Origin of the sequence: Achromobacter marplatensis (assembly GCF_002209535.1) — a bacterium.
GTDB classification, from domain to species: domain Bacteria; phylum Pseudomonadota; class Gammaproteobacteria; order Burkholderiales; family Burkholderiaceae_B; genus Achromobacter; species Achromobacter marplatensis.
This window is the reverse complement of sequence record NZ_NJIG01000056.1, coordinates 1-723: the sequence shown is the minus strand read 5'-3', so window position 1 is coordinate 723 and position 723 is coordinate 1. Positions and strand designations below refer to the sequence as shown.

General features: G+C 60.3%; 1 protein-coding gene. It reads left to right on the top strand.

Translation table 11 applies throughout. The annotated features are described in order from the left end of the window. Window position 1: 1 nt before the first annotated feature. The coding region (locus CEY09_RS31820; protein ID WP_143219609.1) for an elongation factor Tu at window positions 2–723 on the top strand (722 nt) is incomplete at its 3' end.

Below are 723 nucleotides of genomic sequence, written 5' to 3'. Positions count from 1 at the left end.
CATGGCAAAAGGCAAGTTTGAACGTACCAAGCCGCACGTGAACGTGGGTACGATTGGTCACGTTGACCACGGCAAAACGACGTTGACGGCAGCTATCACGACCGTTCTGTCGAACAAGTTCGGTGGCGAAGCCAAGGGCTACGACCAGATCGATGCGACTCCTGAAGAAAAGGCTCGCGGCATCACGATCAACACCGCCCACGTCGAGTACGAAACGGAAGCGCGTCACTACGCGCACGTTGACTGCCCGGGCCACGCTGACTATGTGAAGAACATGATCACGGGCGCCGCGCAAATGGACGGCGCGATCCTGGTGGTTTCGGCCGCTGACGGCCCGATGCCGCAAACGCGTGAACACATCCTGCTGAGCCGCCAAGTTGGCGTGCCGTACATCATCGTCTTCCTGAACAAGGCTGACATGGTTGACGACGCCGAGCTGCTGGAGCTGGTGGAAATGGAAGTTCGCGAACTTCTGTCGAAGTACGACTTCCCGGGTGATGACACCCCGATCGTCAAGGGTTCGGCCAAGCTGGCGCTGGAAGGCGACAAGGGCGAACTGGGCGAACAGGCCATCATGAACCTGGCCGCTGCGCTGGACTCGTACATCCCGACGCCTGAGCGTGCCGTTGACGGCGCGTTCCTGATGCCGGTTGAAGACGTGTTCTCGATCTCGGGTCGTGGCACCGTGGTGACCGGCCGTATCGAACGCGGCGTGGTCAAGGT